This window comes from uncultured Parasphingopyxis sp. (assembly GCF_937129435.1).
Classification (GTDB): domain Bacteria; phylum Pseudomonadota; class Alphaproteobacteria; order Sphingomonadales; family Sphingomonadaceae; genus Parasphingopyxis.
The window spans coordinates 1-14,275 of the sequence record NZ_CAKZNF010000037.1; the positions used below are offsets into that span (position 1 = coordinate 1).

Sequence of the window (14,275 nt, forward strand, 5' to 3'; positions counted from 1 at the left end):
GTTGTCCATGTTGCCCGAGACATAGCCCGAAGCGACATAGGTTTCGAGATTGGCGTCCTGCAGACCCGGAACCGTGATGAAGTCGAACTGCTGACGCGTCACGCCACCGACCTGGAAGACGTTGAGCGGGATACAGCCATTGGCCGGGTTGCGGCACTGCGGCCCGTTCGGACCCTGGACAACGTCGAGCGCCTGATCGATCCGCGACGTCGAGAGATCGTTCAGATACTGCTGATTGAAGATCGTCTCGCCACGCAGCAAATGAACGTCATAGCTCCAGTCGCTGCTGATCGAGCCACGCGCACCGACAACGGCACGGAAGGAGGTGTGCCGCAGATCGCTCTGACGCGGAAGACCTTCGACCATACGCTTACCGATATAGACATAGTCGGTCTGCTGGGCGAGTTCGGCCGCCGAGAGCATGCCGTTGCTATCGCGATCGCAACCGAAGGCAGCAGCCTGCTGGAAGCTGAACAGCGGGTTGCTACAATTCAGGAACGGATTGTTCGCGAAGAACGTACCCGAGAAGGCGATCTGCGCAACCGAGCGGTCATCCATGAACTGGAACTCGGCATAAGGAACGATCGACTCGCTGATTTCGTACTCGGCGAAGAAGCCGGCCGTGTAGCGCTTGTCGGGACGCTGGAAGTAGTTGGTTGGCGCATAGTTGTACGCATCGGCTCCGGTGAACGGACGGAACGCACCAGGCGTACCATCGACATTGGTGAAGTCACCACCGCCCAAGCCATCGCCGTCGGAATCAAACAGCAGGAAGCGACCGGCCGGCGTCGTCGACGAACCCGTGCAGTTGTAACCCGAGGGCTGCGTTGCCGAGAAGTCGAGGGCGCAAGCGCTGTAGTCGCGATTGGCCTGGAGGATCGGGTCGATCTGACGATAGCCGAGATAGGCGGTGACGTGGCCGCGGCCATCGTCGAAGCCGGCGCCCATGGCGAGGTTCACGTCATAGGTGAAACCATCGACGGGGTTGCCGCCCGGCGAGGCGAAACCACGGCTGTCGAGCAGATCCTGGATCGGCTCGTTGTCGTTGTTGTGCTGATAGAAGGCGACCTGAGCATCCATCTGGATGCCTTCGAAGTCGCGATTCATGATGAAGTTGACAACACCGGCGACAGCGTCGGCACCATAGGTCGACGATGCACCACCGGTGATGACTTCGATACGCTCGACGAGAGCGGCCGGGATCTGGTTGATGTCCGGCGCCGTCGCGAACGGGTCACCGCCGGGAAGGCGACGACCGTCGATCAGGACGAGGGTGCGGACCGAGCCGAGACCGCGAAGGTTGATCGTTGCCGTGCCCGATGCGCCGTTCGAGATGAACGCCGTCTGGCCGGCCACAACCTGCGGCAGCGAGTTGATGAGGTCTTCCGCGCGGGTCGTACCCGTGGCGGCGATTTCCTCGGCACCGACAACGGTCAGCGGCGAAACGCTCTCGAGGTCGGGACGCGAAATACGCGTACCGGTCACGACGATCGGGGCCGAGCCCTGCGTTGCGCCTTCCTGGGCAAGGGCGGTCGAAGGCGTCGCGAGCATGGCGACACCGAGCGCGATCGGCGCCGCGCCGGCGGCAAACTTCGCGCGATTTGAAGTGGTTTGGTTGGTCACTGTGTAAGTCCCTCTTTGTGGGTTGGCGCACGGCAAGCCGCGAACCGGATCTCATCTGCCTGTCGACAAGGCCCCTAATAAAAAGCCCATTCTCCCTTCAGGCCTAGGCTGCTACTGCCCCAAGCCGCTGCGAACTGTAAAGCGAAGGTTCAGGCCGCGAAGGCTGTTCGTTCCTAGCTGTCGCACAAATGCAACAGTGCCGCTATGAGCCGTTTCCGGCTCATCGTCCGGCCGGAAACACGATGGAGTTGATACATGCGCATCGCCGCCCTTCTGCCGATTCCCCTTGCCGCCGCCCTCTGGGCCGGGCCCGGCCTGGCCCAGGATGACGACGAGGAGTTCTCTCTCCCGCAGGTCTATACCGATATGGTGGCCTGCCGCGAGATCGCGGACGACGCACAACGCCTGGCTTGTTACGACCAGCAGGTTGCTGCACTGCAGCAGGCCGAAGCCAACGAATCGATCGTCGTCGTCGACCGCGAGGAAGTTCGCCAGGCCGAGCGCGGCCTGTTCGGCCTGCGATTGCCGAGCATCAGGCTTTTCGGCGGCAGCGACGAGAATCGCGTCAACGAGATCGAATCGACGATCGCCGCCGTCGATGGAAGCCGTTCGGTTGGCTGGCGTTTCCGGCTCGCGGACGAATCGGTCTGGATTCAGACGGATATGAGCGACCAGCTTTCGCGCAGCCCGCGCGCAGGAATGCCGATCATCATCCGCCGCGCCGCGCTCGGCAGCTTCCGGGCGGAAGTCGATGGAATGCGGCTGATCCGTGTCCGGCGGGTGGAGTAAGGCAGGAACGTTCCTTTGTCAGACTCGACCTTTCGGTCGAGCGCGGCACCGGCCCGCGCTTTGGCGCTAGCCAAAGTCTGACAAAAGAACCCCGGTGCGGCGATTTTCCGCCAGGAAAATTCTGATAAAATAATCCGGTACCGCGCGCGAGCTTCGGGCCAAAGCCCGACAATCAAATCGCCGCTACATTTCCCCCGCAAGCATTTGCGGATCGATGCGGGCGTCCATCCACTTCATGCCCCAATGGAGATGCGGTCCCGAAGCGCGGCCGCTCGAGCCGATGGCGCCGATCGTCTGGCCCTGCCGCACCCGGTCGCCCTCCGCCACGTCGATCCGTGACAGGTGCAGGAAGGCGCTGTTCAGCCCCATGCCATGATCGAGCATCAGCAGATGCCCTTCCAGCGTGAACGGCGCTTGCGCGGCGAGGATTACCGTGCCGTCCGCCGGCGCGACGATCGGCGTGCCCGTCGGCTGCGCGATATCGACGCCAGTATGATAGGAGCCCGGCTCGCCGCGATAGATGCGCTGCGATCCGAAAACGCCGCTGATCCTGCCGGTGACCGGCCAGCGGAAATCCTGCCGCCAGCCTACGCTGCCTGTCCGCATTGCGCGGGCGGCATAGATGCGCTCGAGTTCCGGCGCACGGCGACGGCGGAACGATTCCGAGGAGACTCCGCCCGTCGGCGAAGCATTGACGTGCTCGAGCCGCCAGGAATGCGGAGCGACCGCAATGTTCTCCGTCACCGACTGTCCGTTCGCCAGCGTGGCCGACAGAATCGCCGATCCATCGTGATCGCGATCGAAGGCGATCAGGAACGACCCGTCCGGCGCGACCTCGACGGGCGCGCCGTCAAACGTCAATTGTACCGTATTGCTCGGCGCGAGCCCGCGGACGACGGCGCCCTGTTCGTAGCTACCATCAAGCCGGAAGCCGGTGCGGGCGGGCGGAGCCGGAGGAGCGGGCGGCGGTGCGGGAACGGCAGCCGGCACCGGCTGCGGCGGCAGCTCGGCCGCCTCTTCGGCCGAACATCCGGCCATGGCGAGCGCCCCAACCGCGCAAAGTGCGATCCGTTTCACGCCGACAGCTCCGCCTGGACCGCAATCTCGGCCGTGGCATAGGGCTCCTGCCGCTCGACGCTCCAATAACGCAATTCGTCGAGCGGGATCGCCGTGCCGGTCACGGCGCAAAACACGTGGTCGCCGGGCGACAGCATCCGGAAATTGTTGGCCATATAATGGAGCCGGGCGGTCTTGCCGCCGGGGGAAGTGAGCATCGGTCTTTCGTCCTCAATCGAACAGGTTGCGCTGGCCGGCGGGGGGACGCGCCGGCTTTTTCGCTTTGCGCGCAGGATAGGGTTTGGCGCCGCCTTCCTCAACCCGCGCATCGACCGTCCCGTCGGCGAAACGCAGCGTCAGCGCGCTGGCCGCCCTGGCGGCATCCGCACTGACCAAAGTTTTTGCCTCGCGGTCTGTTACCCGCGCATAGCCCTTTTCGAGCGGCCGGTCCGGATGCAGCTGGCCCAGCAGGCGGGCAAGGCCGGCGAGACGCTGTGCCGCCGATGCCGAACGCTGCTCGAGCATCCGGGGATGCAGCCGGTCGCGCTGGCGTTCGAAAGCATGCCCGGCCCGCTGCAGCCGATTGTCGAGCGCGCGCGTTCCGCGATCGGCGAGATCGTCGAGCCGCTGACCATGCGGCGCGAAAAGATTGTCGAGCCGCGGCATCAGGCGCGCCAGCGACTGCAGCCGGTCCGCCGCCCGTTCGCGCCAGCGGTGGATCGCCCGATCGGCCCGCATGCCGATCTGCGCGATCGTCGCCAGCAGATCGGCGCGGACCGGCACCGCCATCTCGGCAGCGGCCGTCGGCGTCGGTGCGCGGCGGTCGGCCACGAAGTCGCAGAGCGTCGTGTCGGTCTCGTGCCCGACGGCGGAGATGACGGGAATCGAACAATCGGCGATCGCCCGAACCACGGCCTCTTCGTTGAACGCCCACAGATCTTCGATCGACCCGCCGCCCCGCGCCACGATCAGCAGGTCGGGCCGCACGACCGGACCGCCTTGCTCCATCGCATCGAAGCCGCGCACCGCTGCGGCGACCTGCTCGGCCGCGCCCTCGCCCTGCACGATGACCGGCCACAGCACGACGTGCGTCGGCATCCGGTCTTCGAGCCGGTGCAGGATATCGCGGATCACCGCCCCGGTCGGCGAAGTCACGACACCGATCGTCCGGGGTAGATGGGGCAACCGCTTCTTTCGCTCTTCGGCGAACAGTCCCTCGGCAGCGAGGGCCTGGCGCCGCTTTTCGAGCAGCTGCATCAGGGCGCCCTGCCCGGCCAGCTCGAGATGCTCGATCACGATCTGATATTTGGACCGCCCCGGATAGGTGGTGAGCCGCCCGGTCGCGACGACATCGAGCCCGTCTTCCGCCTGAAACGCGATGCGCCCGCCCTGGCCGCGCCAGATCACGCCGTCGATCACGGCACGATCGTCTTTCAGCGTCAGATAGCAATGCCCCGACGCGGCGCGTTTGAAGCCCGATATCTCGCCCCGGATCCGGACATGGCCGAACCTGCCTTCCACCTCGCGCTTCAGCGCGGCCGAGATTTCGGAGACGGTGAGCGGCGCTGCATTGTCGCCGGGCGGGCTGTCGGCTAACAGTTCGTCCGGGGAGGCGGAAGCGTCTCGATCTGAAGGGGAATCCGGCATGAATGTCCTGTTGCTTGGCGCGGGCGGGCGCGAACATGCGCTGGCGTGGAAGCTGGCGCAATCCCCCCGCCTGACCAAGCTGTACGCATCGCCCGGCAATCCCGGCATCGCAAAGCATGCCGAGCTGGTCGAGATCAAGGATGGCGATCATCGCGGCACCATCGACTTCTGTCTTAAAAACTCGATCGAGCTGGTGGTCATCGGCCCCGAAGCACCGCTGGTCGACGGGCTGGCCGACAATCTCCGCACAATGGGTTTCCTCGTCTTCGGTCCCGACAAGGAGCCGGCGCGGCTCGAAGGGTCGAAGGGTTTCACCAAGGATCTGTGCACCGAGGCAAAGATCCCGACCGCAGCCTATTCCCGCTTCACCTCCGCCGACGCCGCGCATTACGCGCTGAAGGAATTCGGACTGCCCGTCGTCATCAAGGCAGACGGGCTGGCGGCGGGCAAGGGCGTGATCATCGCCGAAACAGAAGAAGAGGCGAAAGCGGCGGTCGACGGCATGTTCGCCGGCGATTTCGGCAAGGCCGGCGCGGAAATTGTGATCGAGGAATTTCTCGAAGGCGAGGAAGCGAGCTTCTTTGCCCTGGTCGACGGCAAGACCGCCCTTCCCTTCGGCACGGCGCAGGACCACAAGCGCGTCGGCGAGGGCGATACCGGCCCCAATACCGGCGGCATGGGCGCCTACAGCCCCGCCCCGATCCTCAAGGGCAAGATGGCCAAGCGCGTGATGAAGGAGATCGTCGAGCCGACGATCAAGACGCTCGCCAAGCGCGGCACGCCGTTCAGCGGCGTTCTCTATGCGGGCCTGATGCTGACCAATGACGGGCCGAAGCTGATCGAGTATAATGTCCGTTTCGGCGATCCCGAATGCCAGGTGCTGATGATGCGCCTCGAATCGGACCTGCTCGAGCTGATGACCGCGGTCGCCGAGGGCAAGCTCAAAAAGGCGAAAAAGCCGGAATTCGCCAAGGACAGCGCGATGACCGTCGTGATGGCGGCAGAAGGCTATCCGGGCGAGGCGAAAAAAGGCGGCCGGATCGAAGGCATCGACAAGGCCGCCGGCAAGAATGTCGAGGTCTTCCAGGCCGGTACGGCGGAGGAGAAGGGCACGCTGATCGCATCGGGCGGCCGCGTCCTCAACGTGACGGCCAGGGGCAAGACGCTGAAGGCGGCGCGCAAGGCGGCCTATGACGCGGTCGGGAAGATCGACTTTCCCGACGGCTTCTACCGCGAGGATATCGGCTGGCGCGAACTCGAACGCGCATAGAAAAAGCCGAATATTTGCAAAAATCCCCGTTCCGGCACAAAATGCCGCCAGGGGAGGACATCGCGACCATGTCACCGGCGATCAAATTGCTGGTCGGTATCGCTGCCACGGGTATCGTCACCTGGGCCAGCCTGATGCCGTTCGGCGGCGCGCGGGCGATTGCGGACGATCTGGAAACGCGCACGGCGAACGCACTGGAAAGCGAAGGCGCAGTCGGCATCGATGTCCGCGTGCCGCGCAGCCCGGTGCGGCGGACCATCCATCTTTCCGGCGACGTCCCGGACGACCTGAAATTGCGGATGCGGCAGATCGCCCTCGATCAATCGGGTGTGAGCGGAGCGGTGTGGGATAGCGAATCGGAGGCCGACCCCGAAACCGTGCTGGCCGAGGCGGCGAACCGCTGTCAGGCCGAGCTCGAAGCGCTGATGGCCGAGCAGCAGATCACCTTCCGCAGTGGATCGCCCTATATCAATCCCGAATCGGCCCGGCTGCTCGACCGGATCGCCGAGACGGCGCGCGGCTGCGAAGGACTGCAGATCGAGATCGCCGGCCATAGCGACGCCAGCGGCAACGACAATGTGAACCGCGAAATGTCGGCCTATCGCGCCACGGCCGTGCGCGATTCGCTCGTCGAACGCGGGTTGCCGCAAGCCATGCTCACGACCATTGGCAAGGGGTCGGACGAACCTCTGGACGGCGTGAGCCCGGGCGATCCGGCGAATCGCCGCATCGAGTTCACGGTGCGTCCGGCCAGCGGAGGCGAACCGTCATGATCGACCTGTGGATCGAAGCGCTGCTGCTCTATCTCGTCGTCTTCCTGATCGGCATCGGCATCGCCTGGCTCGTCTGGGGCCGGCGGAGCGTCTGAACCATGGGCTATGTCATCGCGCAACTATGGCCGTGGATGCTTTTTTCGGGCGCGATCGGGATCGCCACGGGATGGTGGATGTGGCGTTCGCCCGCCAAGGCGGACGAACCGATCGCCGCGCCCTATATCCCGCCGGCGCCACCGCAAGATGAGCCTTTGCCCGAAATCGATCCGGTGCCCGATGCGGCTCCCGTGCCCGAGCCGGCCGCTGCATTCGACCGGCTGGCCGGCGTGGCGGAAGAAGCGGAAACGGAAGAAATCGAAAATGCGGGCCCTGTCGTCGAAGAAGAGGCGCCGACCCCCTCCCCCTTCCTCGACGCGCCCGATGGCGAGCCCGACGATCTAACCCGGATCAAGGGTATCGGCCCCAAGCTGAACGACGTGCTGCACGCCATGGGCGTCTATCACTTCGACCAGATCGCGCGTTGGTCGGCATCCGATATCGCCGAGGTCGATGCGCGACTCGACACCTTCCAGGGCCGCATCGAGCGTGATCGCTGGGTCGAGCAGGCCGGCTATCTGTCTTCGAACGACATGGTCTCCTTCCGGCGCGAATTCGGCAAGCCGCGCGGCGAACTGTGACCTGCCGCACAGCATAAGCCGCTCTACCGGCTAGGCTTTTGCAACATTAAGCGAGGGTTCAGACGCCGATGTGATTATGTCACATCGGGTCGAGGATTACGGGAGGTTCTCAATGCGTTTTTCCGCCATGCCGCCGGTTGCGGCTATCGTCCTGTCCGGCCTGATCTACGTCGCACAGCCCAGCCAGGCACAGGAGCGGGCGATGACGCCCGAAACCGCCGACGAAATCTGCGCGCCGTTCCTCGTCGACAGCGACGACGAATATGAGCGACGCCGCTATCGGCCGACGGCCAACAGCCCGATCCTGGCGCCGCAGCCCATGGCGCCGCCCCCGCCTCCGCCGCCACCCCCTCCTCCGCCTTACCCCGTCGCAGCCGAACAGGCTTCCGACGCAGCAACTGTCGGGCGCGGGCGGGTCGCGGGCGGCGTTACATCGGGATATGTGCAGCCCCGCCCCGAACCCAATCGCGAACAGTATGCGGGCGAAGAAGTCGCCTCCATCCTCGCCGTCGCCGACGAGCCGGTCTCGACCTTCTCGGTCGATGTCGACACGGGGAGCTATTCCAATGTCCGCCGTTTCCTGAGCGAAGGGCGTTTCCCGCCCGAAGCCGCCGTGCGGACCGAGGAGATGATCAACTATTTCCGCTACGACTATGATCGTCCGCGCGATCGATCGCAGCCCTTCTCGGTCAACACCGACATGTCGACGACGCCGTGGAACCCGAACACCCGCCTGCTGCGGATCGGCCTTCGCGGTTATGACGTCGAACGCTCCGAGCGGCCGGCGGCAAATATCGTCTTCCTCGTCGACGTTTCGGGATCGATGCACAGCCGCAACAAGCTGCCGCTGGTCCAGTGTTCGATGGCGATGATGGCGGAACAGATGCGGTCCGACGACCGGATCTCGATCGTGACCTATGCCGGATCGACAAAGACGATCATCTCCGGATCGAACAATCGCCGCGAGATCATCGAAGCGCTGGGCCGGCTCGAATCGGGCGGATCGACCGCGGGCGCCGCGGGCATCCAGCTCGCCTATGACGCCGCGCGCGAGAACTTCATCGACGGCGGCATCAACCGGATCATGCTGGCGACCGATGGCGACTTCAACGTCGGCACGACCAATCGCGAGCAGCTGATCGAGATGGTCGAACGGCAGCGCCGCGACGGCATTGCAATGACGACGCTCGGCTATGGCACCGGCAATTTCAACGAAGCGATGATGGAGCAGATCGCCGACCATGGTAACGGCAACTATGCCTATATCGACAGCGCAATGGAGGCGCATCGCGCGCTCGTCACCGAGCTTTCGTCGACATTGTTTACGATCGCATCCGACGTGAAGATCCAGGTCGAGTTCAACCCGGCCTATGTCCGCGAATACCGGCTGATCGGTTACGAGAATCGGGCGCTGGCGGAAGAAGACTTCAACAACGATGCCGTCGATGCCGGGGAGATTGGCGCCGGGCACCAGGTCACGGCGATCTACGAGATCGTGCCGACCGGCGCGTCCGGCTGGCTGCCCGAACGTCATTTCTCCGCCAACCGTAACGAAGCGGCGGGCGAACAGAATGGCGAGATCGCGCATCTTCGACTGCGCTACAAGCTACCGGGCGAAGACAGCTCGCGGCTGATCGAGCGGCCCGTCTCGCGCGCAATGATGGCGAGTGCCGGCGCACCACGCGGCGACATGGCCTTCGCCACGGCAATCGCGGCCTTCGGGCAGCGGCTGCGCGGCGACACCTATCTCGGCGAATTCGACTTTGCCGATATCCGCAACCTGGCCCGGTCGAGCGGCCGGACCGGAGACTTCTGGCGGCAGCAGTTCGTCGAACTGACCGAGCAGGCCGAACGCCAGATGCCGGATCGGCGGGCCGAAGCCAGGCGTTAGGATGAACCGTTAGTCGTGAGCCTGTCGAAGGACGTTTCCCGGTTCGAGAAGCGGACTTCGACAAGCTCAGTCCCAACGGCCTGGAATGTACTCGGTCCGAAATTCTCGGCCCGCCCGCTCCCACCGGAGCGGGCGGGCCGATGGCGTCGAAACCCTCCAACGGGTTGCGCAAAACCCGTCCGACCGGCATAGGCAGCCCCGACCATTTTCGATGCCGGAGCCACCATGCCAGACGCGTTGCTTTACGTTCTTATCGCCATTGCCGTACTGATCGTATTGATCGTCGTTCTGCGTACGATCAGCGGGCGCAGCAGCGGGACGGTCGCCGATGACACGCCGCCCGTCGAGACGGCGCCCGAACCCGTCGCCGTTCCGGCGGCACCGGATGAAGGCGATAACGTCACAGACGGCTTTGCCGCTGCCGTGGAAGATGTCGCTGGCGAGTTCATCGGCGTCGAAGCCCATCCCGATACGCCGGGCGACGACGAAGTCCGCCGCGCCGACGATGACGGATCCGGCGCGAAGGCGAGCACCTCTGCCGGGGGGCATGGCGACACGCTCGTCCAGATCAAGGGGCTCGGCCCCAAGGCCGCCAAGGGCCTCAAGGAAATGGGCATCGTCCGCTTCGAGCAGATCGCGGGCTGGACCGAAGGCGATATCGAGACGGTAGGCGAAAAACTGGGCGGGACCTTCGCCCAGCGCATCGAACGCGACCGCTGGGTCGAGCAGGCCGGCCTGCTGGCGCGCGGCGAGACCGAGGAATTCGAGAAGGAATTCGGCAAGCTGGGATAAGGCGATGGGCGAAACGCAGGGCCAGCCCTATGACTGGAACGGCGCGACGGGCGAGACCTGGGTCGAGAACCAGGCGCTGCTCGACGCCATGTTCGCGCCGGTGCGAGACCGGCTGATCGCCTGCGTGCCCGAGGGGGCCGACGAGGCGGTGCTCGATATCGGCTGCGGCACCGGGGCGACGAGCCTCGCGCTGGCCGAGCGGATGGGCGATGGCGGCCATGTGACCGGGCTCGACATTTCCGAACCGATGATCGCCCGTGCCCGGGAACGGGCCGAGGGGCGGGCGAACCTCACCTTCCTCGCCGACGATGCTGCGACGCATGATTTCGGTGACGCGCGATTCGATCGGCTCGTCTCGCGCTTCGGCGTCATGTTCTTCGACGATCCCGTCGCCGCCTTCGCGCATCTTCGCGACTCGACCAAGCCCGGCGGCACGATGCATTTCATCACCTGGCGCGAGCCGAAGGACAATCCGTTCATGACCGCCTCGGGCCGCGCGGCGCGCGAATTCTTTCCCGATATGCCCGGCTATGACCCCGACGCGCCCGGCCAGTTCGGCCTTGCCGATCCGGCACGGATCGAGCCGGTGTTCGCCAATGCCGGCTGGCAGGGCGTGACGGTCACCCCGCTCGACATCGCATGCGCCTTCCCGCGCGCCGATCTCGACATCTTCATCCGCCGCGTCGGCCCCGTCGCGCGGCTGATGGGCGACATGGAAGACGCCCAGCGCGAACAGATTGTCGAATCGATCCGCCCGGCTTTTGATCCGTTCATCGACGGCGATGAAGTGCGCTATATGGCGGGCTGTTGGATGATCGAGGGGCGAAACTCGGGCTAGCGGCTATGCCCCCGCCAAGTGCATCGCGACTTCGCGGTGATGCGGCCGCCGTCGATGCTCGAAGAGGTAAATGCCCTGCCAGGTGCCCAGCGCAAGCTGGCCCTCGATCACGGGAATGGCGAGATGCGTCTGCGTCATCGCGGCCTTGAGGTGCGCGGGCATGTCGTCCGGCCCCTCGCTGTCATGGGCATAATGCGGCCCCTCGGGAGCGAGCCTGTCGAAATGGTCGAGCAAATCGTCCTGCACTTCGGGCGCGGCATTTTCCTGAATCAGCAGCGAGGCCGAGGTGTGGCGGATGAAGAGGGTCAGCAGCCCCGTCGAAACCCCGCTATCGGCAACCCAAGCGACGGCCTTGCCGGTAAACTCGTTAAGCGAAGGGCCTTGCGTCTCGATCCGAAGAATCGTCGTGCGATGCGTGGACATCAAACGTCGAGATTGGCCACGTTCAGCGCGTTGTCCTGGATGAATTCCTTACGCGGCTGGACGATGTCGCCCATCAATTGTGTGAAGATCTCGTCGGCGACGTCGGCCTGTTCGACTTCGACGCGCAAGAGCGAGCGGACGTCGGGGTCGAGCGTCGTTTCCCAGAGCTGTTCGGCGTTCATCTCGCCCAGCCCCTTGTAGCGCTGCACCGACAGGCCCTTGCGCCCGGCGGCGAGGATTGCGTCCAAAAGCTCGGACGGGCGGGTGATGGCGGTGCCCTGCGGCGAGACGTCTTCCTCTTCCTCGTCGTCGGCGTTCTCCGCCTTTTCCGCCGCCTTGATCGAAACGAGCTTCGACTGGACGGCATAATGTTCGGCCTGTTCGGCGGCGAGCGCTTGCAGCTTGCGCGCCTCGGCCGAGCGGACGAAGCCGCGATCGATGCGGTAGACGTCGGTCACGCCGCGCCAGGCCCGGTACAGCTCGAAATCGCCCTGCTCGCCAACCGCGCCCGTCCAGCGTGCCTCGGGATCGTGGCCCGAGAGCCAGTCGGCGACAAGGCCGACCGCCTGTTCGCGCTGCTCGTCGGTCAGCGTCTCGTCGAGCGCGCCCATCAGCGCGAACGGTTCGATGATCGCCGGGTCGTAGCGCTTGGGCACATAGTTCATCAGCGCCCGCATCCGCCGCGCATGATTGACGAGGACGCGCAGATCCTCGCCCATCCGCACCGACCCGTCGCCCATTTCGAGCCGCATCGATTCGAGCCCGCCATCGATCAGATAGGCGTCGAGCGCTGCCTCGTTCTTGAGATACACTTCGGACCGGTTCTTCGCGACCTTGTAGAGCGGCGGCTGGGCGATGAAGAGATGCCCGCGCTCGATGATCTCGGGCATCTGGCGGTAGAAGAAGGTCAGCAGCAGCGTCCGGATATGCGCGCCGTCGACATCGGCGTCGGTCATGATGACGATCTTGTGATAGCGCAGCTTCTCGATGTTGAAATCGTCGCGGCCGATGCCCGTACCCATCGCCTGGATAAGCGTACCGACCTCCTTCGAGGACAGCATCCGATCGAAGCGCGCGCGCTCGACATTGAGGATCTTGCCCTTGAGCGGCAGGATCGCCTGATAGTGGCGATCACGGCCCTGTTTAGCCGAGCCGCCGGCGCTGTCGCCCTCGACCAGAAACAGCTCGGACTTGGTCGGATCCTTTTCCTGGCAATCGGCGAGCTTGCCGGGGAGCGACGCGACCGACATCGCGCCCTTGCGCGTCATCTCGCGCGCTTTCTTCGCGGCCTCGCGCGCGGCGGCGGCATCGATCACCTTCTGGATCACCGAGCCGGCATGGCCCGGATTTTCCTCGAGCCATTCGGCGAGCTTGTCGGCGATCAGGCTTTCGAGCGGCTGGCGGACCTCGGACGAGACCAGCTTGTCCTTGGTCTGCGAGGAGAATTTCGGATCGGGCAGCTTGACCGAAACGATCGCGGTCAGCCCTTCGCGCATATCGTCGCCGGTCAGCTTGACCTTGCTTCGCTTCAGCGCGCCCGAGCTTTCGGCATAGTTGTTGAGCGTCCGTGTCAGCGCCGATCGGAAGGCGGCGATATGCGTGCCGCCGTCGCGCTGCGGTATGTTGTTGGTGAAGGCGAGGACATTCTCGTGATAGCTGTCGTTCCACTGCAGCGCGACATCGATGCCGATATCGTCGCGCTCGCCCGTGATCGCGACGGGGGTATCGATCAGGGCCGCCTTGTGCCGGTCGAGATAGTTGACGAACGCAGCGGTGCCGCCCTCGTAATAGAGCTCGACCTCTTTCTCGTCGGCATGACGCGCATCGCGGATCACCAGGCGGACGCCCGAATTGAGGAAGGCGAGTTCGCGATAGCGATGCTCAAGCTTGTCGAAATCGAATTCGGTGATCTTGAACGTCTCGGCGGACGGCATGAAGGTGACCTGCGTCCCCTTTCGGCCTTCCGCATCGCCGAGCACTTCGAGCGGCTTTACCGTCTCGCCGCGCTCGAAGCGGACGAAATGCTCCTTGCCGTCGCGCCAGACGCGCAGTTCGAGCCAGTCGCTGAGCGCGTTGACGACGCTGACGCCGACGCCATGAAGGCCGCCCGATACCTTATAGGCATTGTCGTCCGACGTGTTCTCGAACTTCCCGCCGGCGTGGAGCTGGGTCATGATGACCTCGGCCGCCGAAACGCCTTCTTCCTTGTGGATATCCACAGGGATACCCCGGCCGTTATCCTCAACCGTCACCGATCCATCCGCGTTGAGCTGGATCAGGATAAGATCGCAATGCCCGGCGAGCGATTCATCGATCGCATTGTCCGACACTTCGAACACCATGTGGTGGAGGCCCGATCCGTCATCGGTATCGCCGATATACATGCCGGGCCGCTTGCGCACCGCATCGAGGCCCTTGAGGACCTTGATCGAATCCGCGCCATATTCGCCCTTGCGAGGCTGGTTTTCAGGGGTTTCTGCCATCTAGAGAATATAG

13 protein-coding genes are annotated in these 14,275 nt (G+C 64.6%); 7 read left to right on the plus strand and 6 right to left on the minus strand.

The genetic code is table 11. The annotated features are described in order from the left end of the window. Positions 1-1,623, minus strand: a 1,623-nt coding sequence (locus tag Q0139_RS07260) for a TonB-dependent siderophore receptor (protein WP_298019601.1), incomplete at its 3' end; no start/stop codon positions are given. A 255-nt stretch (positions 1,624-1,878) separates the two neighbouring features. On the opposite strand from Q0139_RS07260, the gene Q0139_RS07265 reads away from it, so the two are divergent. Next, the gene (locus Q0139_RS07265) at positions 1,879-2,412 is read left to right on the plus strand and encodes a hypothetical protein (protein WP_298019603.1); all 534 of its coding nucleotides are present in this window, start codon (positions 1,879-1,881) and stop codon (positions 2,410-2,412) included. A 183-nt stretch (positions 2,413-2,595) separates the two neighbouring features. Here Q0139_RS07265 and Q0139_RS07270 read toward each other — a convergent pair whose 3' ends face one another. Genes Q0139_RS07270 through xseA form a run of 3 tightly spaced genes read right to left on the minus strand, consistent with a single transcriptional unit; the run spans position 2,596 to position 5,115 of the window. Further along, positions 2,596-3,489, minus strand: a complete 894-nt coding sequence (locus tag Q0139_RS07270; RefSeq protein WP_298019605.1) for a M23 family metallopeptidase — start codon at positions 3,487-3,489, stop codon at positions 2,596-2,598. Next, positions 3,486-3,686: a DUF2093 domain-containing protein gene (locus Q0139_RS07275; protein WP_298019607.1), complete on the minus strand. Its 201-nt coding sequence runs from the start codon at positions 3,684-3,686 to the stop codon at positions 3,486-3,488. Before Q0139_RS07275 ends, Q0139_RS07270 begins: the two co-directional genes overlap by 4 nt. A 13-nt stretch (positions 3,687-3,699) precedes the next feature. Beyond that, the gene (gene xseA, locus Q0139_RS07280) at positions 3,700-5,115 is read right to left on the minus strand and encodes an exodeoxyribonuclease VII large subunit (protein ID WP_298019609.1); all 1,416 of its coding nucleotides are present in this window, start codon (positions 5,113-5,115) and stop codon (positions 3,700-3,702) included. Here xseA and purD point away from each other — a divergent pair. The 6 genes from purD (at position 5,114) to Q0139_RS07310 (ending at position 11,356) form a co-directional block, all read left to right on the plus strand. Further along, positions 5,114-6,385 carry a phosphoribosylamine--glycine ligase gene (purD, locus tag Q0139_RS07285; protein WP_298019611.1) on the plus strand — a complete coding sequence of 424 codons (1,272 nt, stop codon included), beginning with the start codon at positions 5,114-5,116 and terminating at the stop codon, positions 6,383-6,385. The genes xseA and purD overlap by 2 nt on opposite strands. A 68-nt stretch (positions 6,386-6,453) precedes the next feature. Continuing rightward, a complete protein-coding gene (locus Q0139_RS07290; RefSeq protein WP_298019613.1) occupies positions 6,454-7,158 on the plus strand; it encodes an OmpA family protein in 705 nt (234 codons plus the stop codon). A gap of 98 nt (positions 7,159-7,256) precedes the next feature. Beyond that, positions 7,257-7,835 (plus strand): hypothetical protein, encoded by a 579-nt coding sequence (locus Q0139_RS07295; protein WP_298019615.1) that lies wholly within the window; start codon positions 7,257-7,259, stop codon positions 7,833-7,835. A 112-nt stretch (positions 7,836-7,947) separates the two neighbouring features. Next, positions 7,948-9,726, plus strand: coding sequence for a VWA domain-containing protein (locus Q0139_RS07300; RefSeq protein WP_298019617.1), 1,779 nt, complete (start codon positions 7,948-7,950; stop codon positions 9,724-9,726). A 225-nt stretch (positions 9,727-9,951) separates the two neighbouring features. Then, positions 9,952-10,518: a hypothetical protein gene (locus Q0139_RS07305; protein ID WP_298019618.1), complete on the plus strand. Its 567-nt coding sequence runs from the start codon at positions 9,952-9,954 to the stop codon at positions 10,516-10,518. A 4-nt stretch (positions 10,519-10,522) separates the two neighbouring features. After that, positions 10,523-11,356, plus strand: coding sequence for a class I SAM-dependent methyltransferase (locus Q0139_RS07310; protein WP_298019620.1), 834 nt, complete (start codon positions 10,523-10,525; stop codon positions 11,354-11,356). 3 nt (positions 11,357-11,359) lie between these two features. On the opposite strand, the gene Q0139_RS07315 is transcribed toward Q0139_RS07310, so the two are convergent. Both Q0139_RS07315 and gyrB read right to left on the minus strand, forming a co-directional pair. After that, complete coding sequence (locus tag Q0139_RS07315; protein WP_298019622.1) at positions 11,360-11,779, minus strand: secondary thiamine-phosphate synthase enzyme YjbQ; 420 nt, start codon at positions 11,777-11,779, stop codon at positions 11,360-11,362. Then, complete coding sequence (gyrB, locus tag Q0139_RS07320) at positions 11,779-14,262, minus strand: DNA topoisomerase (ATP-hydrolyzing) subunit B (RefSeq protein ID WP_298019625.1); 2,484 nt, start codon at positions 14,260-14,262, stop codon at positions 11,779-11,781. Before gyrB ends, Q0139_RS07315 begins: the two co-directional genes overlap by 1 nt. Positions 14,263-14,275: the final 13 nt, after the last annotated feature.

Coding starts and splice junctions, on each gene's coding strand:
- Q0139_RS07290 (WP_298019613.1), top strand. CDS start 6,454: ATGTCACCGGCGATCAAATTGCTGGTCGGTATCGCTGCCACGGGTATC.
- Q0139_RS07265 (WP_298019603.1), top strand. CDS start 1,879: ATGCGCATCGCCGCCCTTCTGCCGATTCCCCTTGCCGCCGCCCTCTGG.
- Q0139_RS07275 (WP_298019607.1), bottom strand. CDS start 3,686: ATGCTCACTTCCCCCGGCGGCAAGACCGCCCGGCTCCATTATATGGCC.
- Q0139_RS07305 (WP_298019618.1), top strand. CDS start 9,952: ATGCCAGACGCGTTGCTTTACGTTCTTATCGCCATTGCCGTACTGATC.
- Q0139_RS07300 (WP_298019617.1), top strand. CDS start 7,948: ATGCGTTTTTCCGCCATGCCGCCGGTTGCGGCTATCGTCCTGTCCGGC.
- Q0139_RS07310 (WP_298019620.1), top strand. CDS start 10,523: ATGGGCGAAACGCAGGGCCAGCCCTATGACTGGAACGGCGCGACGGGC.
- xseA (WP_298019609.1), bottom strand. CDS start 5,115: ATGCCGGATTCCCCTTCAGATCGAGACGCTTCCGCCTCCCCGGACGAA.
- Q0139_RS07295 (WP_298019615.1), top strand. CDS start 7,257: ATGGGCTATGTCATCGCGCAACTATGGCCGTGGATGCTTTTTTCGGGC.
- Q0139_RS07315 (WP_298019622.1), bottom strand. CDS start 11,779: ATGTCCACGCATCGCACGACGATTCTTCGGATCGAGACGCAAGGCCCT.
- purD (WP_298019611.1), top strand. CDS start 5,114: ATGAATGTCCTGTTGCTTGGCGCGGGCGGGCGCGAACATGCGCTGGCG.
- gyrB (WP_298019625.1), bottom strand. CDS start 14,262: ATGGCAGAAACCCCTGAAAACCAGCCTCGCAAGGGCGAATATGGCGCG.